Genomic DNA, 23,745 nt, shown 5'->3' on the forward strand with positions numbered 1-23,745 from the left:
GGGTGTGAAACGATCCAGGAGGTCGTCATGTGGTTTACCAAAGCACTTTCAGCAGTTTTATTACTGGCACTAACGGCACCCGCGGCCCAAGCCGCCACCATTCAGCTTCCCCGGACCGGCCAGACCCTTTGCTGGGACGTCGCCGGCGCCGTGATCGACTGCACCGGCACCGGGATGGACGGGGAGACGCAGATCGGCCACGAGTGGCCGTCGCCGCGCTTTACCGACAACGGCAACGGCACCTTGACCGACACCATGACCGGCCTGGTCTGGCTCCAGAACGCCAACTGTTTTGGCAGCGTCACCTGGCAACAGGCGCTGGACACGGCCAATTCCTTCGCCAGCGGCTCGTGCGGCCTCAGCGACGGCTCGGTGGCGGGAGAGTGGCGGCTCCCCAACCGCAAGGAACTGTTGAGCATCAGCAGCCAGAACGTGGCCGACGGCGGGGCCTGGTTGAACAGCCAGGGGTTCGTGAACGGCCAGCACACCTACTACTGGACCTCGGACACCGACCTCAACTACGCCGGGGCCTACAAGTGGATCGTCCATCCCGTCGGTGCGGCCTATCCGGAAAGCTGGAACACCCCGCCCGTCCCCGGCCGGATGGTCATGCTGGTACGCAACCCGGCCCAGGTCACCCTGAGCGCCGCCGTAGCCGACGGCAGCGGCAGCATCACCTCCGCCAACCCGCTCACCGTCGCCTACGGCTCGGCGGCCGCGTTCACCGTTGCGCCCGACCCCGGTTACCTGCTGGCGGGGAGCGTCGGCGGGACCTGCCCACCGGGCTCCTTCAACGGCAACGTCTATAACCTCGGTGTCGCTACCGCGGATTGCACCGTGAACTTCTCGTTCACTCCGCAGACCTACACCATCGCGACCACCACGACCGGCAGCGGCACCCTCAGCTGCACGCCGGCGGCCAGCGCAAGCTTCGGCACCCCCGTATCCTGCACGGCGACCGCGACAGCCGGAAACCATGTCGCCACGGCCACCGTGGACGGCCTCAACCAGGCGACGGCAGGCGGGACCAGCTATACCTACTCCTTCGGCCCGTTGGACGCCGACCACACCATTGCGGTGGCGTTCGACATCAACAACTACCAGCTCACCTTCACCGTCGACGGCAACGGCAGCATCACCGGGAGCAGCAATCAGAACGTCGACCATGGGGGGACCGCAGCGGCGGTCACCGCCGTCCCCGGCACCGGCTCGCACTTCGTGAACTGGACCGGAAACAACGGTTTCGTCACCACGACGGCCAACCCCCTGACCGTGACCGACGTGGCGGCGGGTCTTGTGGTTACCGCTCACTTCGCCCTGGACACCTACCTGGTAACGCCGGCGAGCCCAGTCAACGGCAGGATCATCCCGTCATCGCCCCAGACCGTCGCCTACCAGGGGGCCACCACGTTCACCCTGGTCCCCGACACCGGCTACCAGGTAGCCTCGGCAGCGGGATGCGGCGGCACCCTGAACGGCACCACCTACACGACCGGGGCCATAACCGGCAACTGCTCGATCAGCGCTTCCTTCACGCCGATCAGGTACACCATCGCCACCACCAGCGGCAGCGGGGGGAGCATCACCTGCACCCCGGCTGCCACCGCCGACTACAACGGGACGGTTTCCTGCACCGCGCTGGCTGACAGCAGCTATCACATCGCCAACGTCACGGTGGACACGGTGAACCAGCCGGCCGCCGCCGGGACCTCCTCGTTCAGCTACCAGTTCGCAGCCATCAACGCCAACCACGACCTCCGAGCCGGGTTCGCCATCAACAGCTACACCGTGAGCTACACCGCTGGCGACCACGGCACGCTCACCGAGGCAGCAACGCAGAGCGTCGACCATGGCGGCAGCACCGCCGCAGTCAGCGCCGTCCCGGCGACCGGCTACCACTTCCTGGGGTGGACCGGGAGCAACGGTTTCACCTCCTCCGCCAATCCCCTGGTGCTGACCGGTGTGACCGGGAACATGGCGCTAAGCGCCGCCTTCGCCATCAACAGCTACACCGTGAGCTACACCGCTGGCGACCACGGCACGCTCACCGGGACGGCAGCGCAGAGCGTCGACCATGGCGGCAGCACCGCCGCAGTCAGCGCCGTCGCGGCGACCGGCTACCACTTCCTGGGGTGGACCGGGAGCAACGGTTTCACCTCCTCCGCCAACCCCCTGGTGCTTGCCGGCGTGACCGGGAACGTGGCGGTAAGCGCCACCTTCGGCATCGACACGCACCAGGTCACCCCGGCAGCAGCCGTTCACGGGGTGATCACCCCGGCGACGGTGCAGACCGTAGAGTACGGGACCGTGGCCAGCTTCACCCTGTCGCCTGATACCGGCTACCGCATCGCCTCCGTCAGCGGTTGCGCAGGGATGCTCACCGGTGCGACCTACGCCACCGCCCCGGTTACCGCGGACTGCACCGTCGCCGTCAGCTTCAACGCCATTTTCTACCCCTTGACCGCCACCAGCGCCGATGACAAGGGGACCATCACTTGCCCGGCCGAGACCATCCACGGCGGGAGCGCCACCTGCACCATGACGGCCAAGGCAGGCTTCCACCTGGCCACCCTCTCCGACAACGGCAGCGACTGCCTGGGCCAGGTCGCCGACGGCAGCTATGTGCTGAAGGACGTGACCGCGGCGCACACGGTCGCGGCCAGCTTCGCCACCAACAGCTACACGCTGCCCGAGGTGCAGGCGGCCTACCGGTCCATGCTGGGACAGGCGCAGCTGTCCGACGGCGACAAGGGGTTCTTCGATGTCGCACCGCTTGGGGCTGACGGACGGCCTGTTCCCGACGGCGTCATCGACGTCGCCGACCTGATCATCATGCTGCGGCAGATGGTGGGAGCGGTGAACTGGTAGCAGCCCCAAAGGCAAAAAAGCCCCGGTGACGTCAGGTCGCCGGGGCTTTTGTTTTTTCAAGTGCGGACTCCGCAGCGACTCCATGCGGGGGATGTTTTTTACTTGCGACCGTGGTACGGCCTTGGTATAACGCCGACATTAAAACAAATCAAAGAACAGGCGCTGGCCGGGAACAACATGCTGGCAGCGCAACTACCTATGCGGCACAGGAGAAGGTGCATGATCAGCATCGAGGAAGCACAACGCATAATTCTCGGTCGTATCGATCCGTTGCAGGCGGAAAAGGTCACCTGTTTCCAGGGACTGAACCGGGTCACCACCGAGGACCACATCGCCCCGTGGGACATTCCTCCGGCCGACAACTCGGCCATGGACGGCTTTGCCTTCAACCATGCCGGGCTCGTCGACGGCACCCTCAGAGTGACCGGATTCCTGCCCGCGGGAGAGGTGCGCGAGACGCCGGTGCCGCCGGGTGAGGCGATCAAAATCATGACTGGCGCCCCCCTCCCCCCCGGGTGCGACTCCGTCGTCCCCATCGAGGACGTGGAGGACCAGGGAGAGCTGATCCGGCTGCGCGGTCCGGTCAAGGCGGGCAGCCACGTGCGCCAGCGCGGTGAGGACATCAGCCGCGGCCAGGTCGTGATCAGGGCGGGTTCCCTGCTGCGCCCGCAGGAGATCGGCATGCTCTCGGCCATGGGGAACACCGCGGTGCCGGTCCACCGCAGCGCGCGCGTCGCCATACTCTCCACCGGCGACGAGCTCCTGGAACCCGGCTCCATGCCGGTGCCGGGGAAGGTCATCAACAGCAACAGCTACAGCCTCGCCGCCCAGGTACTCGATGCAGGGGGGGAGCCGCGGCTCCTGGGCATCGCCGCCGACAACCTCGAGGCGACCTGCGAGAAGATCCAGCAGGGCCTTGAGTGCGACCTGCTGGTGATAAGCGGGGGCGTTTCGGTGGGGGACCGGGATTACGTGAAGGCAGCCATCGAGCAGCTCGGGGGCGAGGTCGGTTTTTGGAAGGTCGACATGAAGCCGGGCAAGCCGCTCGCCTTCGCCATGCTGAACGGGACGCCGATCTTCGCCCTGCCGGGGAACCCGGTCGCCGCCATGGTCTCCTTCGAACTTTTCGTGCGCCCCTGCATCCTGAAGGCCATGGGTCACCGCGGGGTTTTCCGCCCCCGGGTGCAGGCGACCCTGCAGGAGGCCATCGCCAACAAGGGGGGGCGCCCGCACCTCGTGCGCGGCATCGTCTCCCGAAACGGAGAGCGCTACCAGGTTTCCAGCACCGGCAACCAGAGTTCGGGGCGCCTATCCTCGCTGGTCCTTGGCAACGCCCTGATGAAGCTGGCGCCGGAGACGGCCTACCCAGCCGGGTCGGAGATCGAGGTGATCCTCCTGGACCGCGGCTTCGAGATGGAAGAGATGCGCGATGCCGCTCTTTGATCGACCGTAACCGGCCAGCGCTAAGAAAAGGGGAAGAAAAGGGGACAGGCTACTTTTTCATCTCCCCTTTTCTGTGTCCCCGGAAAAAGCGGAAAAAAGCGGAACCCCGGCGGCTAAGACCGTCGGGGTTCTTTTTGTTCGGAGGGGAGGCTTTGATCATGGTCGGCACTCATGCCTTCACATGGTCGGCACTCACGCCTTCTTGACGTACTCCGACTTCAGCTGCATGGCGCCGATGCCGTCGATCTTGCAGTCGATGTCGTGGTCGCCGTCGACGAGACGGATGTTCCTGACCTTGGTGCCGACCTTGACCACCAGCGAGGAGCCCTTGATCTTCAGGTCCTTGATCACGGTGACCGAATCGCCGTCCTGGAGCTGGTTGCCGAAAGCGTCATGCACGACATTCTCGGCGGGAGTTTCCTCCGGCGCCGCCTGGGGCCACTCGTTGCCGCACTCGGGGCAGACATAGAGGGCGCCGTCTTCGTAGGTATATTCGGAACTGCAGGAGGGACATTTGGGGAGGGTTGTCATGTTGATCCTTTGTCTGTGAGATAGGCGCGGAAGCAGAACGCCGCGTCGCACCAGAATTAACCTCATTGGCCATCTCGTTGTCAAGGAAAGAGTAGCGCTGCCCACTTGCTGCCAGCCCATGTGATGCCTCTGAACTGAAGCTAAGGGACGTGACGGAAGAAGTGTTCGAGATCCTTCGCTGGAAGGAAGTACCGCTCAAATTGGGAAAGAAAAAACAGAGAAAGAGCATGAGGCACTGTACAACGTGTTGTACTTTGGCTACCGCCCCGAGGACAACCCGCAGAATCCCCCGGAGACGTCACCTGCGCCCAAGGCAGAACAGGTCTCTCGCGGCATGACTGACCGGTGACGGATGACGACGCCGGGCAAAAAAAAAGGAATCCCGAAGGATTCCTTGTTGTAAGTATGGAGCGGGAAACGGGGTTCGAACCCGCGACTTCAACCTTGGCAAGGTTGCACTCTACCACTGAGTTATTCCCGCTCAGCAGAGATCCGTTTTATAGCAAAACCCTCCGCACCCGTCAACCCAAAAATCTGCTTCAGCTGCTAAATTTTTCTCCGGCGTGAAAAAACCGCGCTGGGTCGGCGTCTTCCGCGGATCTGCTCTGCGGGCGGCTTCGCGTCCTACCCGTCACTTGCCGGTGAGCAGCTTCCGGATCATTTCGTAGATCTCCTTGGGGACGAAGGGCTTCATCAGGATCCCCTTTGCTCCGGCGTCGAGAGCGGCCTGCGTGTCGCAGTCGAAATCGGAAGCGCTGGCCACCAGCACCCGGGCGTTGGGGTCCAGGGCCAGCAGGTCCCTGGTCGCTTCGATGCCGTTTGTGTCCGGCATGTAGATGTCCATGATCACGATATGCGGGCGCAGGGCGCGGTACCGCTCCAGCGCCTCGGCACCGTCGCCGGCCTCGCCGACCACCGTGAAACCGATCTTTTCCAGCAGGGCGCGCAGCACCTGGCGGAAAAATATCTCGTCGTCGACGATGAGTATCCTGACGTCCTTCAAAGCCATGCATACCTCCGCACGCTGATTTCAGCCGCTGTTTAGCTTCCTCTTATACTTTCTTTACGGTTAAAAGTCAAAAATGCTGTCTGATTTTTTTCGCTTCTGCCAGACGGTACAGTGCCGCCAGTGCATGACTGCTGTAATAGTGACAGACGCGCTCGAAACCGAAAGGAGACAACTGCCTGTCCAGTTCGTCATGGTTGTAACTCTTGGCGTTGCCGTCGCAACTGTAATAGTGCTGCAGCACCGACCCACAGGCCATATCGTCCTGCCTGCTGTTCACCTCGATCAGGAACAGGCCGCCCGGGCGCAGGTTCGCCACCACGTTATCGAGGTACTGCTTTTTCCGGTTGCGCGTGGCCAGAATGTTGAAGACGAAGGTGCACAGCACCAGGTCCACGGCCAGCCCCGCCTGGGCCAGTTCCCCGACTGTCAACAATCCCGCCAGCCGCCCCGCCTGGGGATGGGCGGCGAGCGCCTTGACCTGTTCCGGCACATCGGCCGCATAGACCTCGAAGCCCTGTTCGGTGAGATAGAGGGCGTTGCGCAAAAGGCCCGCCCCGTAGTCGAGCACCCTGTGCACCTTGGCGAGCCTGAAGTAGCGCGCGTAGCGGATTACGCTGGTGGCTGGTATGAGCATGTCGGTCTCCCGCCTTGCCGCTGCTGTCGCAGTCTGCCAGGCATGCGGCCGGATGTGGAGGTTGGCAACCGGTCAATTGTATAGCAATCCGGCAAAAGATTAACCGACTCCAATACAAATTTCGGCGTCGGCGCCGTTTACGTTTTTTTGTAAAAATGGGTTGACAGCAGGCGGGGGCGTTATTATTATCATGCCCTGTAAAGGGGAGTAGCTATCGGCCGGAGAAATGGCCGACCTTCGGTTCGTCAAGACGGTGGCAACACCCGGACCCGAGGTTAATTCTTTTAACGGCAAGACCTTTACCTGTAGCGAGCAGTCGCCCCGGGTAAAGGTCTTTTTTTTTACCGTCACAGGCGCCGTCGTGCTGTGACGGCGCCCTTTGCAAACGGGCAAGTACCCGAAAGGAGAGGAGAATATGGAACAGAAACAATACATGACCCAGGTGAAGAGAAAATCGCCGAGAAAGAAAAAGGAGACCAGGGAGCCGGTACTGAAGAACGTGGTGTCGCTCAGGGTGAGCGACCAGGAGAAGCGTCTGCTGGAGCGTCTCACCAAGGCGACCTCGCTCAACGTTTCTGACCTGGTGCGCGAGGCGATCGGCTTCTGGCTCGCCAAGGGCATCCGCAAGGGGCGCACCCAAGGCCGCTCGACCGGGAAGATCCCCATGCAGCCGCTGCAACTGGCCGGCAACTGAACCAACCACCACACAGGAGAAACCACATGAAACGCAACTTCGCCAAAGCTTTCGCACTGTTCGCCGCGGTCCTGATGCTGAGCGCCACGGTGCTGGAAACCAGCGCCCATGCCCGCGCAGCCGGGGGACGCTCCATCGGCAGCCGCGGTTCCCGCAGCTACTCGACCCCCGGGACGACCTATCGCCAGTCCACCCCCTACCAGCAGTCGGCGCCCTCCCGCATGGGGCAGCCGCAGATGCAGCAGCCCTCGGCCGGGGGCGGCTTCTTGCGCAGCATGGCCGGCGGCATCGCGGGCGGTCTCCTGGGCGGCATGCTCTTCAGGGGGCTCGCCGGCGCGGGTGGCCCCGGTTACGGCGGCGGTGGCATCGGGATCTTCGAGATCATCCTCCTGGCCGGCATCGGCTACATGATCTACCGCTTGGTGCGCAGAAAGCGCGGCAACACCCCGCTGCAGAGCGTCGCCACCGGCTACGGCTCGCAGGGGTACGACGACGGCTATCAGCAGCAGAGCATCCCGGCTTCCTACCGCGTCGAGGAACCGGTCCGGGACGACGTCCACACCGGGCTGTCGCACCTGCGCCAGATGGATCCCGGCTTTGACGAGGGGCGCTTCAAGGACCAGGTGATGGACAGCTTCTTCAGGATCCAGGGTGGGTGGATGAACCGCGACCTGCAGGCGCTCTCGCCGCTGCTGACCCCGGAGATGCAGGGGGTCTTCCGCCAGGATATCGAGCGCCTGCTGCGCGAGGGGCGGGTGAACCGGCTGGAGAACATCGCGGTGCGCAGCGTGGAGCTGGCCGAAGTATGGCAGGAGGCGGGGCAGGACTACGTAACCGCCCTCATCTACGCCAACCTGCTCGACTACACCACCGACGAGCGCGGCACCGTGCTGGAGGGAAGCAAGACCGAGCCGGTGAAGTTCGAGGAGTACTGGACCTTCACCAGGCCGGTGGGCAGCAACCCCTGGCGCCTGGCGGCGATAAACCAGAAGTAAGATAAAGATAAAGATTGAGATAAAGATAAAGCGGTAAAAAAGGGGCGCTTCCAATATGGGCGCCCCTTTCTACTTCCAGTTCCGACTGCCTGTCTGAGCCTTAGTCTTAGTCTTAATCTTAGTCTTAATCTTAGTCTCAATCTTAGTCTCAATCTCAGTCTTAGCCTTGCCTATCCAGCACCTCCCGGACCTTGTGCAAAAGCGTCATCGGCTGTACCGGCTTCATGATCAGGTCGACGCTGTCGTCGAAGACACCGCGCGTCTTCATGAAGTCGGCGGTGTAGCCGCTGGAGTAGAGCACCTTCGCGGCCGGATCGATCCTCCTGATCTCGTCGAAGGCCTCCTTGCCGTTTTTCCCCGGCATGATCACGTCCATCAGGATCAGGTCGATCCTGCCCCGGTGCTCCAGGAACTTTTCCACGCAGTCGCTGCCGTCCACCGCCAGCACCACCCGGTAGCCGTACTTCTTGAGCAGCGAATCGACCAGCCCCCGGACGCTGGCGTCATCCTCGGCCACCAGGATGGTCTCGGTCCCCGTTGCCGGTGCGGCCAGGCCGGGGTCGGAGGCGAGCGCGCCGGCCTCGGAGGAGCCCTCGGGGAGATAGATCTTGAAGGTGGTCCCCTCCCCCGGCTCGCTGTAGACGTTGATGAACCCCTTGTGCTGCTTGACGATGCCGTACACGATGGACATGCCCAGGCCGGTCCCCTTGCCCACCGCCTTGGTGGAGAAGAACGGCTCGAAGATCCTCTCCCGGGTGGCGCGGTCCATGCCGCTGCCGGAGTCGGAGACGATGATGCAGGCGTAGCGCCCCGGCGCGCCGTACCCCTGGGACCGGGCGTAGGCCTCGTCCACCTGCTGCCAGCAGGTCTGAATGGTGAGCGTCCCCCCCTCGGGCATGGCGTCGCGGGCATTGGTGGCAAGGTTCATCAGGACCTGCTCCAGTTGACTGCCGTCGGCATAGACGTTCAACGGCTCCTGAGCCGGGGTGAACTTGAGTTGGACGTCCTCTCCGATGACGCGCAGCAGGAAGGTCTGCACCTGCGCCACCAGCGCGTTCAATTCCAGGTTGCGCGGGTTCATGACCTGCTTGCGGCTGAAGGTGAGCAAGCCGCGGGTGAGCTGGGAGCCGCGCTCGGCGGCGGCGATGATCTGCCCCACCTGCTCGTGCTGCAGCGTGGTGAGCGAGCCGTCCAGCTCCAGGAAGTTGCCGTACCCCACGATGACGGTCAGGATGTTGTTGAAATCGTGGGCGATGCCGCCGGCGAGGTGCCCGATGGCCTCCATCTTCTGGGACTGCCTCAGCTGCTCCTCGAGATGTTTCTTCTCGGTCTGGTCGCTGATCACGCAGGCGATCCGGGTGTTCCCCCCTTGCTCATCCACCGGGGTGTAGGTTACCGTCACCGCCCGCACGCCCCGCTCCGGGAACGATTGCTCCATGTCGAAGCGCACCGACTGCCCGGCCAGGCAGGCGTCCAGATGGTGCCTGATCTCGGCGAACTGCTCCTCCCCGACCACTTCGGCCACGGTCCGCCCCACCACCTGTTCCGCCGTGAGGTTGCGGTAGCGCAAAAAGGCGCCGTTGGCCATGCGGTAACGGTAGTCGCGGTCCAGGACGCAGATCAGGTCCCGGGAGCACTCGATCACCTTGAGGTACTCGATCAGCAGCTCCTCGGAGCGCTTCTTCTCGGCGATATACTGTGCCTGCTGGGCATTCTGCTCCGCCAGCCGGGAGAGCTGGTGTTCCAGCGCCTGCTCCATCCTCTTGCGCTCGGTGATGTCACGCACGATGGCGTAGTCGTACTCGGTGCCGGCGTAACTGAAGTAGTTGGCAGTGACCTCTACCGGCACCAGCCGGCCGTCCCGGGCCCGGTGCGTCGCCTCGAACTGAAGCCCCCCCAGCTCCTTGAGCGCTTCCCAGGTCTGCCGCCACTGCTCGTCGTCGCACCCCGGGCGCAGGTCGCGGATTGTCATGGCCCGGAACTCCGCCTCGGAGTAGCCCAGCATGGCGCTGGCGGCACCGTTCACCTCGCAGATGGTACCGTCCGGGCTGATCCAGTACCCGGCGTCCTTCATGTTGTCCATGGCGAACTTCTTGAGGTTCAACACCTCGAGATGGTTCATCGCCTCCAGTTCCTGCGCGGTACGGGAGCTGGCGATGCCGAGCAGCGTCTCGATCAGGGGGGGATTGCGCAGCGGCGAGCGGCTCATGACACCGAGCAGGCCGATCCCCTCCCCTTGGGAATCCCAAAGCGGCACCGCCGCGTACCCCTCCACCGCCAGGTCGCGCAGGATCTCATCCTCCGGGAAGAGCGCCGTCACCCCCTGCGGGTAGACACAGGTGCTCTTCCCGACCACGTTGTCGCAGGGAGTGCCGGCCAGGCGGTAGGTGATATCGCTGCACCCCCCCGAGCGGGCATAAAAGCCGTGGGTGCGGGCCGAGCGCCCGTCCGGGTTGAGCTGGGCCACGAAGGCGTAGTCGGCATCGAGGGCATCGGCCAGGTAACGGTTGATGCCGTACAGGAGTTCGTCGGCGCGGTGCTTGGCTCCGCACTCGTTGATGAAGAAGAGGGTATCCGCGATCATCTTCCGGTCCGCGGCCTGCCGGACCAGCTCGGAGGTCTTTTTGCGCACCTGGAGGCGGAGCAGGATGATGAACACCCCGGCGCCGGCCAGGAACAGCACCAGCCCGACCAGGGTCGGGACCAGCCAGGGGGGCACCGCGTGCAGGGCAGCGGCGTCGCCGTGGGACCAGCGCTCCAGCGCCTTGTGATAGGGTGAGCCCTGGGTGCCGCGCCAGGTGGCCAGGTAGCGGTCCAGGGTGGCGATGAGTTGCGGGTTGCGCCCCTTGCCGGTGGCGAGGAAGATGTCGAAGGGGTTGAAGATGATGCCGGAGGAGACCAGCCCGTACTGGTACTGCTTGGCGGCGCCGAAGGTGTTGTTGACCACGCCGGCATCGACCCGCCCCGCGACCACCGCCTGGAAGATCTCCTCGAAGTTGCCGTATTCCACGAAGTGGCAGGTGATGCCGAACTTCTGCACCATGTTGCGGAAGCTCGCACCGTTGAAGTCCCGCTTCATCACCGCGACCCGCTTCCCCGCGACGTCCTTGATACTGTTCAGGTTGGAATTGCGCTGGACGTAGAGCTCACCCCAGACGGTGAGCAGCGGCACCTTGCCGTAGTCGAGGAACTGGGCGCGCTCGCTGGTCCAGGCCACGCTGGTGATGAGATCGAGGTCGCCGTTTTTGATGCGGGAGATCCCTTCGGTCCAGTCGCCGTAGACGTATTCGATGCGCCATCCCTCACGGCGCGCGATTTCGGCCAAGGTGTCCACGTAGAAGCCCTGGATGCTGCCATCCTTGGCCTGGAAGATGCCGGGGTAGAAGTTGAACGCGCCGATGCGCACCGTCTGCTGGGCAGCAGAGGCAGGGGGAATCTGGAAGGCGAGCAGACCGGGCCAGAGCACGGCCAGCAGGATGAAAAGGCGTCCGATAACGCGCTTCACGCACAAACTCCAGAACGTCGCCTGGGTAGCGAGGCAATAAGGGAGGGAAGCAATGACTAAAATGCGGCTTATAGTACACAAGACGGATCAGGTTGTCCAGCCACAAGGTGCTCCCCTGCCCCAGGGCCGTCCGCCGTTACGGCTCTTTTTCCGCCGCCTTGAAGATGGCGGGGATGTCGAGGATGAGGGCCACCGAGCCGTCGCCCAGGATGGTGGCGCCGGACATCCCCTCGACCTGCTGGTACATCCGCCCCAGGGACTTGATCACGGTCTGGTGCTCGCCGATCACCCAGTCCACCACGAGCCCGACCCGTTTACCCTCCAGCTGGCAGATGACCACCTGCTGGATCGCCGGGGCCTTGCCCTGGATGCGGAACATCTTCCTGAGCGGCACGTACGGCACCAGCTGCTCGCGCACCAGCAGTAGGTCGCGCCCGTGCCCCTGCTCGATCTCCTTCTCGGTGAGCAGGATGCACTCGTCCACCATGGCCAGCGGCATGACGAAGCGGTCCTTGCCGATCTGCACCAGCAGGCTCTCTATGATGGCCAGGGTGAGCGGGATCTTGAGCGTGATGCAGGTGCCCCGGTCGGGCTCGCTCTTCACGTCGATGCTGCCGCGCAGCCCCTCGATGGCCTGCTTGACCACGTCCATGCCGACGCCGCGGCCGGAGACGCTGGTCACCTTGGCCGCCGTCGAGAAGCCGGGGGCGAAGATGAGCTGCCAGATCTCGCGGTCGGAGAGGTCGGCTCCCTGCGGGATGATCTTGCGCTCGATGGCCTTGGCCCGGATCGCGTCCACGTTGAGCCCGGCGCCGTCGTCGCGGATGGTGATCAGCACGCTGTCGCCGGAGTGCACCGCCGCCAGGTGGATCTTGCCGCTCCTGGGCTTGCCCTTGGCCATCCGTGCCTCGGGCGTCTCCACGCCGTGGTCGATGCTGTTGCGGATGATGTGCACCAGGGGATCGTTCAGTTTCTCGATCACCGTCTTGTCCAGCTCGGTCTCGGCCCCCTCGGTGGTCAACTCGATCTCCTTGCCCAGTTCCGCGGAAAGGTCCCGGACCAGCCGCTTGAACTTGGAGAAGGTGGCGCCGATGGGGAGCATCCTGATGTCGAGCGCGTTGTCCCTTAGATCGTTGGTGAGACGCTCCACCTCCTCGGCCACCGAGACCAGCTCGCTGTGCCGCTTCAGTTCCTGGGCCACCAGGCTCAGGCGCGCCTGCACGGTCACCAGCTCCCCTACCAGGTTCACCAAAAGGTCCAGCTTGTCGGCGCTGACCCGGATGCTGGAGGCCGCCTCCTGGGTCTGGGCCTGGGACTGCCGTTCCTGGCGCATCTCTTTTACGTGCTGCTGCTCCACCAGGGCCGAGGTGAGGGTGGCGGCGTTGACCAGCCCCGCCTCCAGCGCCAGTTCGCCGAACTTCTTCTGCTTGCCCAGCAGTTCGTCCATCTGCTGCGGCGTCAGGTCGCCGCGCTCGATCAGGATCTCGCCCAGCTTCTTGTAGCCGCCGGCAGCCTCGTCGGTGCCGTCGTCGACGACCGTCACGGTCAGTTCGCAGCAGTCCACAACGAAGATGAAGACGTCGTCGATGGCGTCCCGCCCCGCGCTGGTGGAGAGGATGACGTCCCAGTACAGGTAACAGAGCTCGGGATCGAGCGCGTCCAGGGTCTGCATCTCGCAGGTGTTGGCCACGATGCGGCACGGCCCCAGTTCCTGCAGCTCGCGCAACAGGCTCAGCGGGTTGACGCCGCTGGCGAAGATTCCCCCCTCCGGCTTGAAACGGATGCGGTAGGTGACCATGGGCGCTGCCGGGGCGGCCTCCTCCGGCGCTACCTTGCGGTCGGGTTCCGGTGCGTCCCCCGCCCGTCCGGGAACCAGGGACTTGAAGCCCCGGATCACCTCTTCGTTGCGCTGCGCATCCGCCGGCTGGCCGCTTTCGGCAGCCTCCAGCATGGCGAGGATGCGGTCCCGCGCGGCGAGGCTCAGGTTGACCAGTTGCTTGCTCACCGCCAGTTCGCCGTTGCGCACCAGGTCGTACACGGTCTCCACGTTGTGGGTGAACGAGGCGATGTCGTCGAAGCCGAACATGGCGCCCGACCCCTTGATGGTGTGCATGGTCCGGAACACCCGTCCCACCAGGCCGAGGTCGGCAGGGTTCTCCTCCATCTCGAGCAGCGCCTCCTCGAGGTCGGCCAAAAGCTCGCGGGCCTCGTCCTTGAATGCCTGGGCAAAAGCATCACTCATAGCGTCACCATGTCCGTGTCGGTGCGCCAGAAGCAGGTCCCGTCGACATCCGTCACGCATCCCTTGAGCCGCGGCATCCCTGCCACCTCCGCTATGGCCGCCAGTGCCTCGTTATGGCCGGTTACCGTGCAGGGGATGCCCCGGTCGACCGAGGTCCTGTGGCAGCTGCACAGAAGCTGCAGCCCGGTCACGTCGATGCCGGTCACCCCGGCCACGCAGAGCTCCACCGGCTTGCCCGCCGCGAACGCCTGCAAAAGGCGCTGCCTGAGTTCACCCACGTTGGCTATGATCATCTCACCGGACAAGGTGACCACCGTGCGCTCCTTCTTCCTGGAGACCTTCACCTGTGCCGCTTCCATACGTCCTCACCTTGAGGGGCGGCCCTTGGGCCGCCCCCCTCCTTCTGTTCTAGAACCTCTCGAAGTCGCTGTCGCCGTCCATGTCGGCCATGACCAGGTCGTGCCCCATGGCGCTCTTCGCGTGCGCCGAGGACCTCTGCTTCAGCTGCTTGACCTCGTTTTTCGACGCCGACTTGGTGAGCTGCCGGGGCGCCGCGTGGCGCTCGCGCGCCGATACGTCCACCTTGAAGAAGGAGATGGTGGACTGCAGCTGCTCCGACTGCGAGGAGAGCTCCTCGGCGGTGGAGGCCATCTCCTCGCTGGCCGAGGCGTTTTGCTGGATCACCTGGTCCAGCTGCTGGATCGCCTTGTTGATCTGCTGGGCGCCGGTGTCCTGCTCCTTGCTGGAGGCGTTGATCTCCTGCACCAGTTCGGCGGTCTTCTGGATGTCCGGAAGGATCGCGGAGAGCATCTCCCCGGCGCGCTCGGCGACCTCGACGCTGGACACCGAGAGCTCGGAGATCTCGCCGGCGGCGACCTGGCTCCGCTCGGCGAGCTTTCTCACCTCGGAAGCCACCACCGCGAACCCCTTGCCGTGCTCCCCGGCGCGGGCGGCCTCGATGGCGGCGTTCAGGGCCAGCATGTTGGTCTGGCGCGCGATCTCCTCGATGATGGAGATCTTGCCGGCGATGTCCTTCATGGCCTGCACCGTCTCGGCCACCGCCTTGCCCCCTTCCTTGGCGTCGTCGGCGGATTTCACCGCGATCTTCTCGGTCTGCTGCGCGTTGTCCGCGTTCTGCCTGATGTTGGCGCTCATCTCCTCCATGGAGGAGGAGGCCTCTTCGGCGGCGGCCGCCTGCTGCGAGGCCCCTTCCGACATGGACTGGGCGTTGGCGGAGAGCTGCACGCTGCCGGAAGCGACGTTGTCCGCCGCCACCTTCACCTCGGTGACCACCTCCGTGATCTTGCCGACCATGGCGGAGAGGGCATGGATCAGCTCGTCCTGGGCGCTGCGCTCCTTCAGGGTGACCATCAGGTTGCCGTTGGAGACCTCCTTGGCCGCGTCGGTGATCCTGTTGATGGCGTCGATCAGCACGTTCAGGTTGGTCTTGATCAGGTTGTACTGCCCCTTGTACTCGGTCACGATGGCCGGGGGCATGTCACCCTTGGCGATGCGGTCCACGTACTCCGCGGTCACCATGAGCGGGTTGACGATGTTGGTCACGATGTTGTTGACACCGACCACGAGTTCCTTCCAGCCGCCGATGAAGAGTTCCGCGTTGGCACGCTCGTCCAGCCTCCCCTCGGCCGCCGCCTGCACCACCTTGTCCGCCTGGGCCAGCAGGTTGTTCATGATGTCGATGCAGTTGTTCAGGTTGTTCTTGATCTCGTTGAAGTCGCCGTTGTAGTTGTCGGTGATCCTGGGCGGGATGTCCCCCTTGGCGATGCGGTCCACGTACTCGGCGGCCACGTTCAGCGGCCCGATCACCGCGTCCAGTGTGTCGTTCACGCCCGCGACGATCTTGCGGAAATCACCCTGGTGCCTGGAGGCGTCGGCGCGGGTGGCGAGCTTGCCGGCGACCGCCGCCTGCACCAGCATGTCCGCGTCGGCGATGAGCGCCTTCAGGTTGGCGCGCACCTGTTCGATGGTGTCGTTGATGAAGGCCTTCTTGCCCGGGAACTGCTCCAGCTCCGCCTCGAAGTTGCCGCGCCCGAACTCGGCGATGCAGGCCATCGCCTTCTTCTTCACGGCGATGTGGCCGTTGACCATGGTGTTCACCCCGGCGGCCATCTGGCGGTAGACCCCCTGGTAGTTCTGTGCCGCGATCTGAACGTCGATGTCGCCCAGGTCGTGCTGGGTCGACATGTTGTTCATGTCCGCGATGAGGGCGTCGAGGGTCTCGATGCAGACGTTGAGGTTGTTCTTGATCTCGTTGAAGTCGCCGTTGTAGCTGTCGGTGATCCTGGGGGGGATGTCCCCCTTGGAGATGCGGTCCACGTACTCGGCCGCCACGTTCAGCGGCCCGATCACCGCGTCCAGCGTGTCGTTCACGCCGGTCACGATTTTCCTGAAGTCACCCTGGTGCCTGGAGGCGTCGGCGCGGGTGGCGAGCTTCCCCTCCACCGCGGCCTGCGACAGCATGCCGGCATCGGCAACCAGTGCGTTGACCGCGTCGATGCAGACGTTGAGGTTGTTCTTGATCTCGTTGAAGTCGCCGTTGTAGCTATCGGTGATCCTCGGCGGGACGTCCCCCTTGGAGATGCGGTCCACGTATTCGGCCGCCACGTTCAGCGGCCCGATCACCGCGTCCAGGGTGTCGTTCACCCCGGCCACCACCTTCTGGAAGTCCCCCTGGTGCCGGGAGGCGTCGGCGCGGGTGGCGAGCTTGCCGGCGATGGCGGCCTCGGCCAGCATGTTGGCGTCGGCGACCAGCGCCTTGATGGAATCCACCATCTTCTGCATGGCGGCCATGACGCTGTCCTCGTGCTTCCCTTTCAGGTCGATGACGACCGTCATGTCGCCGGCGGCGACGCGGTTGGCGACCTCGCCCACCTCCTTGGGATCGGCGCCGAGCTGCTTCTGGACGATCCTGGTGATGAAAAGGCCAAGGCCGATGGCCAGCAGGACGCCGACGGCGATCAGGATCAGCATGGTGTTCGAGGCGGTTTTGGCCACCTCTGCGTTGTCCGTCGCGGTCAGCTTCGCCTGCTTCAGTTTCGCGTCAACGAGAGCCTCGATGGCGGCTTGCTCCTCGCGGGACGCCTTGCTTCCGGCTCCCCTCATGATCGCCTGAGCCTCGGCAATCTTGCCTTCCTTGGTCAGCGCCATCATCTGGTCCACCAGGGGACCGTAGACCGTGCGGGTGCGTTTGAATTCCGCGAAGAGCTTGCGCCCCTCGTCGGTCATGATGGTCTTCTCGAACTCGGCTGCAACGGTGTTGATATTCTCCCGGAACTTTACGATCCGGCCCATCTTCTCCTGCTGCTCCGCCCCGGAGGTGTCCATCATATCCCTCAGGTTCACCCGCATCCTCTGGAAGGAGGTGGAGATGTCCTGCAACTGTGCGATGGGAATGGTGACCTTCTCATAGAGTTTGGTGTCGGCGGCCTCGATTACATGAATCTCCCTGATGCCGAAATACCCGACCACCCCTGCGACGATGGCGACCGTGATGAACCCGGTCATTAACTTCGCGCCCAGCTTCAAATCGTAAAACCACCTCATGTCTGCCTCCTTGTTTCCGCGTTATCACCCGGCGCCACAACCGCCACGGGGGCGTCTGTGTCAGAGTGGGGATTGTCATTTCAGGTTTGCTGCGCTTTCAGTACCGGGCGGGATCTTCCTCAGTACCGATCCGCCCCTCGACCGGCTCCGCCCCCGACAGGTGCTCTTCTTGGGCGGGTGACCTTCATGCTATCCCCCGATCTTCTTGAACAGCTGGGCGTCGGGCACCACCTGTTCGAAGAGATGAGACACCTCCCGGGGCAGTTTCTGGGTGTTCTCGGTGGCGAGGTAACCGCCGGGGGCGAGAGCCTGGTGGAACACCTTGAAGACCTCGACCCGCTCGCCGTACTGGAAATGGAGCAGCACGTTCTTGCAGACCACGAGGCAGTAGTCGCTGCCGGGAGCTTTCAGTGACAGGAGGTCGTGGTACTGGAAGTTGACCCGGTCGCGCAGAAGCTGCACCACCCGGTGCTGGCCGGGCTTATCGGCGGGTTCGAAATAGTCCTGGAAGAGGTCAGCGGGGGTGCGCTGCAGTTCCTCGTAGGGGTAGGTGGCCGCCCTGACCACGTCGCCGAAGTTGTTGGCGCTGTCGTAGTCGGTGGCGTCGATGCGCAGGTTTTTGAAGCCGAAGGAGTTCATCTTCCGCGCCAGGATCATGGCCAGCGTGTAGGTCTCCTGCCCCAGCGCGCAGCCGGCGTCCCAGATCTTGATCCGGCTTCTGCCCATCGCGTAGCCGATCATGTGGTCGGCGGCGTACTCCAGTGTGGGCTGGTCGCGCATGAAGAAGGTGAAAGCCATAGAACGCTCCTGACAGGGGGATAGAGGTTAGCGAAGCACGTGCTGCCAAAGCTCCCATGAGGGGGTTTATCGGAAGCTCACTTCCATTCCTTGAATAAGCGTTTACGTTAACTGGATTATTTTTCTCTAACTATTGTCAATTGACCAGTTTCATCAGTGCCCCCCCTCCGCTGTGCCGGGAAAAAAGAATCTCTGTGACTGTACTGGGTGGGATCAACCAATTAAAAAGCCCCGTCTCCTTGAGGAGGCGGGGCTTTCCTGTTACGCGCGGCTGCAGTCGCCGCTATTTCTTGGGCTCGTCCTTCTTCGCCACGGTCATGGCGTCGTTGAGGATCTTGACGCCGGCCTTGGCGGCGGCGATGGAGCCGGTCAGGGACTCGCGGGCGAGATCCGGGTTGTGGAAGCCGTCGGAGTTCTCGGCGGTCCAGTACTCCCAGAGCACGTGCGCCTCTTCATGCTTGGCGCGCGCCTCGTCCAGCACGGTCGGGGCAACGCCCATGCGCTGCGCAGCGGCATAGGTATCGATCAGCTGACCCAGCCAGTACTCGGCCTTGCGCATCTTGCCCTTGACGTAGTTCTGCACCGCGTCGATCTCGTAGCTCTTCTTGGCCACGCTGTCTTTCGGGTGGCAGCCAAGGCAGGCTTCCTTGACGTGGTTCTTGGGACGGATCACGCCGTGGGTGGAGAACTTCTTGCCGTCCTTCCCTTTCTGCTGCGGCATGTGGCACTGGTGGCACTGCACCCCCGCCTTGTCGTGGACGCTCCCCGCGTAGGTCTCCGCCTCCGGGTGCTGGAACTTGATCAGGCGCGCGCCGGTGATGGCGTGCTTGAAGTCGAAGAAGTTCAGGTCCTGGTAGTGCTTTAAAAGCTGCAGCGAGTTCTTGAGCGGGAAGTGGTTGGTGCGCAGGTCGTCGTACTTCACCGGCTTGCCGTCGCTCCACTGGGTGCCGGCGTTGCAGTTGTACTCCACGTGGCACTGCGCGCACATCATGCGGGAGTCGGTCTTCTGCATGATGCCGATCTTTCTGAAGCCGCGGAAGTCGATCACCTTAAGGTCGGTGGCGCCGTTCTTGGCGAAGATGTTCCCCTTGGGATCCTTCTCGATGGCCTGGATCAGCGCGTCGCGCACCACGCGCGGCTGGGTGCCGTGCGGGTCGTGGCAGTGCACGCAGCCCACCGGGTTGTTGGTGTCCTTGGCCACGTCGACGATGTTGGAGGTGCGGTCCCACTTCGCCTTGGGATCCTTGTCACCCATGAACTTCCACTTGAGCAGGTGGTCGGAGGTCTTGCACTGGATACAGGTCGGGTTGCCGGCCATGGCGGTTTCCGGGAGCTTCTTGCCGGTGTCGGTCAGGACGTCCCAGGTCTTGCCGGTGGAGGTCACGCCCTGCCACCCTTTCTTGAACTGGAAGCGGCCGCCCTGGAAGCGGTCCACGGCGAACTGGTCGATGACCATGAAGGCGTGGCCCCGCGGCTCGGCGTGCTCGAAGGTGAAGCCGTGGCCGGCCAGGAGCTTGTCCTGCAACGGCGAACGCCCGGTCGGGGTGCCCTTCTCCTTCCTGGCCTGGGCCTCGTAGTTCACCTCGAAGAAGCTGTCGTACTGTGCCTTGTGGCACTTGCCGCACAACGCCGCATCGATGGTGGTGACCGGCTTGTTCTTCTCCGGGTCGCTCATGTGGGCGTCCAGCTTGTCGTGGCACACCTTGCAGGAGAGCTTGGCGTGCTTGGAGCCCTCCTTGAGCGCCTTCACCTCGTCGTGACAGTCGTAGCACTTGGCCCTGCCGTCGTTGGCAACCTGCACCGGCTTGCTTTTGGCCGCCGTGGTCAGGGCGGGGATCGACAAGAGCGCGATCGCCCCGGCGATTGCCGCAGTCACAGCCACATTCTTCTTGAGCATCGTTTTCCTCCTCTGTGATGGGTAGAGATTCCGGCATCCAGCGCCGATTGCAGCCTCGAAATGGGTGTCATTCATGCACGAAACGGTCAGGAAAAGATTTGACGGAAGTCAAATTTATTCAGATTGCCGCCCGCAAACTATTAGAAGCTACCAATACAGTAACAATGGCGACTCAGCCCGGTGAAAGACAGTCACCACACTGGCTGGGAAGGCATAGCGCCATTGGAAATCAAGCAGGATGAACAAAAGCAAAACGCTAAGAGTGTAGCCGTTAAATTATTCGGTGCAAGGGACTGTTATTGACTGATACGACAGGGGAGGTAAGGAAAATGGAAGTTTGAGGCAATGACGGAGGTCTATTAGCCGGACGGTGTCGGGCAGAAGGGACAAGCAGAAGGGACAGGCTCCGTGAGGTGCCTGTCCCATTAGCGGAACGCTCCTTTCAGCTCAGCGGGCAAAGGGGACCGGCACCTGGCGGAGCCGGTCCCCCTTCTCTCCAGGAGGGCATTAAACGCAGAGCGCGCGCCGCAGCGCCCCCAACAACTCTTCGGGCTTGACCGGCTTCTGCAGGTACGCTCCGCCACCGCAAAGGCCCTTCTCGGACATGACGTCGGCGGGATAACCGCTCATGAAGATGACCGGGAGCCCCGGCGCCAGCTGCCGCACCTGTTCGCACAGTTCCCTGCCGTTCATGCGCGGCATGATCACGTCGCTCAACAGCACCTGCACGCGCCCCTGGTTGTGCCGGTACAGTTCCAGCGCCTCTTGGCCGTTGCGTGCGGTGAGCACCTGGTAGCCGTGGCGCTCCAGGAGGAGCCGGGTCATGTCGCGCACCGTCTCTTCGTCCTCGGCCAGGAGCACCGTGCCGCTGCCGGCACCCAGGCGTCCCTCGCTCCCGTCGGATTCCACCCTGGGGCGCTCCCCGGACAGGGGAAGGTAGACCCGGAAGCTGGTGCCGGTCCCACATTCGCTGTGCATGCGGATGGCGCCGTTGTGCTGTTTGATGATGCCGTAGCTGGAGGAGAGGCCCAGGCCGGTCCCCTTGCCCACCTCCTTGGTGGTGAAGAAAGGCTCGAAGATGCGCTCCTGCACCTCCTTCGCCATCCCGGTGCCGTTGTCGGAGACGGTGATCAGGGCGTAGCGGCCGGGGGCAACCTCCTCGTCTTCCAGCTCCGCGATGCCGGTGCAGATCTCGAGGATGCCCCCTCCGGGCATGGCATCCCGGGCGTTCACGGCAAGGTTGATCAGCACCTGCTCCAGCTGGCCGCGGTCGGCGACGCAGCACACCTCCCCCCCCGACACCCGCACCACGAGTTCGATCTCCTCGCTGATCAGCCGCGCCAGGCTCTTGTGCAACTCCGCCACCAGCAGGTTCAGGTCCACCGTTTCCAGGTGCACCTCCTGCTTGCGGCTGAAGGCCAGGAGGCTCCGCGTCATCTCCGCGGCCCGCTCCACCGAGAACAGTATCTCCCCGGCCATGGCCGCGGCTTCGCTTTCCTCCCCGTTGATCTGGATCAGCGAGGCGTAGCCGGCGATGACGGTGAGGATGTTGTTGAAGTCGTGGGCGATACCGCCGGCTAGGGTGCCGATGGCTTCCATTTTCTGCGACTGCCTGAGCTGCTCCTCCAGATGCTTGCGCTCGCTCACGTCCTTGATCAGGCAGGCGACCCGCTCCACGCGCTCCCCCTCGAAGACGGGGGAGAAGGTGACCAGCAGGTCGCGCGTCCCCTTGTCCACGTAGTGGTGGCTGTCCTCGTAGCTCAATTCGTTGCCGGCGAAGCAGGCGTCGATCTGCGGCTTGACCCGGGCGAAGGTATCGGTCCCGATCACCTCGGGGAGGGTGCGGCCGATCAGGTCCGGAAAGAGACTTTTGCGGCAGTCGCGGTAGGCCTCGTTGGCCATCAGGTAGCGGTAGTCGCGGTCGAACACGTAGATGAGGTCGCCGGTGCACTCGAAGACCTTGCGGTACTCCATGAGGCGCTGCTGGGCCTGGTTCAGCTCCTGGACCTTCTGCTCCAGCTTGCGGTTCACCTGCACCAGTTCCCGGTACAGCGAGCGCTGCTCCCCCTGTACCGGGTTGGTGAACATCCCGTATTCCATCCCCTGCTGATCTGGACCTGGCACTATCCCTCCACGACGGGTTTCATTTCATTGCAGCAACGACATGACATGATCCTGCACCGCATCCGTCCACGTCCCCTCTCCCCCTGGGAGAGGGCTAGGGTGAGGGGAATTGCCAAGGGCAAAATGGCAGCACCCGGCACAGCCCTCACCCGCCCTTCGGGCACCCTCTCCCGAAGGGAGAGGGGATCACCACCCTCCGGTTACCCGCCCGCCCGCGCCCAGCCGTACAGGGCAAGCGCCGCGGCGTTGGCGAAAACTGTCAGGCGGAACAGCACCAGGAAGGAACCCTTCTGCGTCTTGTGGTGCAGCAGGCGCTGCGCCAGGACCGCCCCGGGCCAGCCGCAGCACAGGGCGGCCAGGTGCAGGGTACGCTCGCGGACCCGGCGCCGCCGGGCGGCGGCGGCCCGTTTGTCCAGGGCATACAGGAGAAAGGCCGCCAGGCTCGCGAGCAGGTAGCCGTAGAGAAGCACTGCCGGGAAATAGCCGAGCCGCACCAGCACGGCAAGCAGCAACAACGAGGAGGGGCCCCAAAGGTAGCAAGGTGGCTTGCGGTACTCTCGTGCCTCGGCGTATCCCATCGACGCTGCTCCAGGCTGCCGCCGCAGCTGCGGCAGGGCCGTATCAAAAACTTCAAGTCGTAAGGTGTCCGCAGTCGGGAACCGGACGTTAAGGTGGGTGACAACGGGGAGCCTGCCTCGCTGTTGGAGAGATAGGCAGGCCACGCTTCTTATACAAGATGGCACCGGCAGTTTCAAGCACAATTGCCGTTCTTCATCCGGGCCGATAGCAGAAGAAAAGGGGCGACGATCAGGCCCGGACCGGGTTCGACAAAATAGCGTAGCTTAATACCACCGATGCATGGCATAATGCCCCGGCATGCCCGGCTCATTGTCCTGACCGAAGCTGTACCGGCCCGGTGAAATACTTTTCCCGCTAAAAGTGCTCAAGAGCAGGAACGTTTTTTCCGATGATGAAACTGAACACTTCATCCTGTTTACCAAAGGTCTGTACCCTATGACAGAGTTGCGACAGTTTTACCGGGCCTCCTCCTCGAAAAGGGTCGAACTGGTGCATCACGGCGAGTGCCTCACCGGCGTCCTGGAAAACATCTCCTTCAACGGCGCCCTGCTCCACCTGCGCCGCACCACCGCGCTTTCCGGCGGGACCGGCTGCCTGTTGCGCATCCAGCTCGACGCCGACCCCGACCTCCGCCCCCCGCTGCAGATCTGGACCGAGGTGGTGCACGTCAGCGACACACTGCTCGGTGTCAAGTTCGTGGACCACGACGTGGACGACAGCGGCTGCATCGCCCTCCTGATGGAGCTGATGCGCGAAGAACCCGACCAGGCCCGGGACGACGTGGACCGTATCCGCGGCTACCTGGCCGACTACTGCAACACCCCCTGAATGGCGCGCGCGACGACCGCTTGCGCCCCACGAG

The 23,745-nt window shown here is 63.7% G+C and carries 16 protein-coding genes and 1 tRNA gene; 5 read left to right on the top strand and 12 right to left on the bottom strand.

The genetic code is table 11. The annotated features are described in order from the left end of the window. The first annotated feature begins 27 nt into the window (after positions 1-27). The gene (locus tag H7687_RS15075; RefSeq protein ID WP_183348837.1) at positions 28-2,868 is read left to right on the top strand and encodes an InlB B-repeat-containing protein; all 2,841 of its coding nucleotides are present in this window, start codon (positions 28-30) and stop codon (positions 2,866-2,868) included. Between the two features lie 219 nt (positions 2,869-3,087). Next, the gene (locus H7687_RS15080) at positions 3,088-4,311 is read left to right on the top strand and encodes a molybdopterin molybdotransferase MoeA (protein ID WP_183348839.1); all 1,224 of its coding nucleotides are present in this window, start codon (positions 3,088-3,090) and stop codon (positions 4,309-4,311) included. Positions 4,312-4,503: 192 nt separating this feature from the next. Here H7687_RS15080 and H7687_RS15085 read toward each other — a convergent pair whose 3' ends face one another. From H7687_RS15085 to H7687_RS15100, 4 genes are all read right to left on the bottom strand, one after another. After that, complete coding sequence (locus H7687_RS15085) at positions 4,504-4,842, bottom strand: zinc ribbon domain-containing protein YjdM (protein ID WP_183348842.1); 339 nt, start codon at positions 4,840-4,842, stop codon at positions 4,504-4,506. A gap of 406 nt (positions 4,843-5,248) precedes the next feature. Beyond that, positions 5,249-5,323 (bottom strand) — tRNA-Gly (locus H7687_RS15090). 150 nt (positions 5,324-5,473) lie between these two features. Continuing rightward, complete coding sequence (locus H7687_RS15095; protein WP_183348844.1) at positions 5,474-5,851, bottom strand: response regulator; 378 nt, start codon at positions 5,849-5,851, stop codon at positions 5,474-5,476. A gap of 67 nt (positions 5,852-5,918) precedes the next feature. Continuing rightward, positions 5,919-6,485, bottom strand: a complete 567-nt coding sequence (locus tag H7687_RS15100) for a class I SAM-dependent methyltransferase (RefSeq protein ID WP_183348846.1) — start codon at positions 6,483-6,485, stop codon at positions 5,919-5,921. A 415-nt stretch (positions 6,486-6,900) separates the two neighbouring features. Between H7687_RS15100 and H7687_RS15105 the strand changes: the two genes are divergently transcribed. Both H7687_RS15105 and H7687_RS15110 read left to right on the top strand, forming a co-directional pair. Further along, positions 6,901-7,179, top strand: a complete 279-nt coding sequence (locus H7687_RS15105) for a ribbon-helix-helix protein, CopG family (RefSeq protein ID WP_183348848.1) — start codon at positions 6,901-6,903, stop codon at positions 7,177-7,179. Positions 7,180-7,205: 26 nt separating this feature from the next. Then, positions 7,206-8,174, top strand: coding sequence for a Tim44 domain-containing protein (locus H7687_RS15110; RefSeq protein ID WP_183348850.1), 969 nt, complete (start codon positions 7,206-7,208; stop codon positions 8,172-8,174). Positions 8,175-8,334: 160 nt separating this feature from the next. Here the strand turns inward: H7687_RS15110 and H7687_RS15115 are convergent, their stop codons facing one another. The 8 genes from H7687_RS15115 to H7687_RS15150 form a co-directional block, all read right to left on the bottom strand. Next, positions 8,335-11,679 carry a PAS domain S-box protein gene (locus H7687_RS15115; RefSeq protein WP_183348852.1) on the bottom strand — a complete coding sequence of 1,115 codons (3,345 nt, stop codon included), beginning with the start codon at positions 11,677-11,679 and terminating at the stop codon, positions 8,335-8,337. Between the two features lie 136 nt (positions 11,680-11,815). Then, positions 11,816-13,921 carry a chemotaxis protein CheA gene (locus H7687_RS15120; RefSeq protein WP_183348854.1) on the bottom strand — a complete coding sequence of 702 codons (2,106 nt, stop codon included), beginning with the start codon at positions 13,919-13,921 and terminating at the stop codon, positions 11,816-11,818. After that, positions 13,918-14,280: an STAS domain-containing protein gene (locus tag H7687_RS15125; RefSeq protein ID WP_183348856.1), complete on the bottom strand. Its 363-nt coding sequence runs from the start codon at positions 14,278-14,280 to the stop codon at positions 13,918-13,920. The genes H7687_RS15120 and H7687_RS15125 overlap by 4 nt, the downstream gene beginning before the upstream one ends. A gap of 49 nt (positions 14,281-14,329) precedes the next feature. Then, positions 14,330-17,485 carry an MCP four helix bundle domain-containing protein gene (locus H7687_RS15130; RefSeq protein WP_183348858.1) on the bottom strand — a complete coding sequence of 1,052 codons (3,156 nt, stop codon included), beginning with the start codon at positions 17,483-17,485 and terminating at the stop codon, positions 14,330-14,332. Positions 17,486-17,674: 189 nt separating this feature from the next. Continuing rightward, the gene (locus H7687_RS15135) at positions 17,675-18,283 is read right to left on the bottom strand and encodes a CheR family methyltransferase (RefSeq protein ID WP_183348861.1); all 609 of its coding nucleotides are present in this window, start codon (positions 18,281-18,283) and stop codon (positions 17,675-17,677) included. A 283-nt stretch (positions 18,284-18,566) separates the two neighbouring features. After that, a complete protein-coding gene (locus tag H7687_RS15140) occupies positions 18,567-20,180 on the bottom strand; it encodes an ammonia-forming cytochrome c nitrite reductase subunit c552 (RefSeq protein ID WP_183348863.1) in 1,614 nt (537 codons plus the stop codon). 507 nt (positions 20,181-20,687) lie between these two features. After that, complete coding sequence (locus tag H7687_RS15145; RefSeq protein WP_246404921.1) at positions 20,688-22,304, bottom strand: PAS domain-containing hybrid sensor histidine kinase/response regulator family protein; 1,617 nt, start codon at positions 22,302-22,304, stop codon at positions 20,688-20,690. A gap of 200 nt (positions 22,305-22,504) precedes the next feature. Further along, on the bottom strand, positions 22,505-22,882 hold the full coding sequence (locus H7687_RS15150; RefSeq protein WP_183348864.1) for a DUF1294 domain-containing protein: 378 nt from the start codon (positions 22,880-22,882) through the stop codon (positions 22,505-22,507). A 436-nt stretch (positions 22,883-23,318) separates the two neighbouring features. On the opposite strand from H7687_RS15150, the gene H7687_RS15155 reads away from it, so the two are divergent. Then, positions 23,319-23,711 carry a PilZ domain-containing protein gene (locus tag H7687_RS15155; RefSeq protein WP_183348865.1) on the top strand — a complete coding sequence of 131 codons (393 nt, stop codon included), beginning with the start codon at positions 23,319-23,321 and terminating at the stop codon, positions 23,709-23,711. Positions 23,712-23,745: the final 34 nt, after the last annotated feature.

This window comes from Geomonas paludis (assembly GCF_014193585.1).
Classification (GTDB): Bacteria; Desulfobacterota; Desulfuromonadia; order Geobacterales; family Geobacteraceae; genus Geomonas; species Geomonas paludis.